The sequence below is a fragment of the Mycobacterium ostraviense genome (assembly GCF_002705925.1).
GTDB classification, from domain to species: Bacteria; Actinomycetota; Actinomycetes; order Mycobacteriales; family Mycobacteriaceae; genus Mycobacterium; species Mycobacterium ostraviense.
In genome coordinates this window covers 1-244 of sequence record NZ_NKRE01000115.1, presented here as the reverse complement: position 1 = coordinate 244, position 244 = coordinate 1, and the positions used below count along the sequence as shown (strand labels likewise).

Sequence of the window (244 nt, the reverse complement as noted above, 5' to 3'; positions counted from 1 at the left end):
GGACGGCTCCACCCGCATGGCTTCGGTGGTGAAAGTGAAACTCTTGGCCGAGCGGCCTTTGCGTTTGAATCTCGGGAAGCCCATTTTCGGGCCGTCACGCTCACCAGTGCGTGAATCGTCCCAGTTAGACAGCGCCTCAGCGAGGTTGGCTACCGCGTTGGCGTACACCTCTTTACTGTTGTCCTGCCACCACGGGGAGCCATCGTCGCGTACCGCTACCTGATGCTTGATTTGGTTCCAGCGG

General features: G+C 59.8%; 1 pseudogene. It reads right to left on the bottom strand.

The window, feature by feature from the left end:
• A pseudogene (locus tag CDN38_RS29855) lies at positions 1-244 on the bottom strand (IS607 family element RNA-guided endonuclease TnpB); the annotation flags it as partial.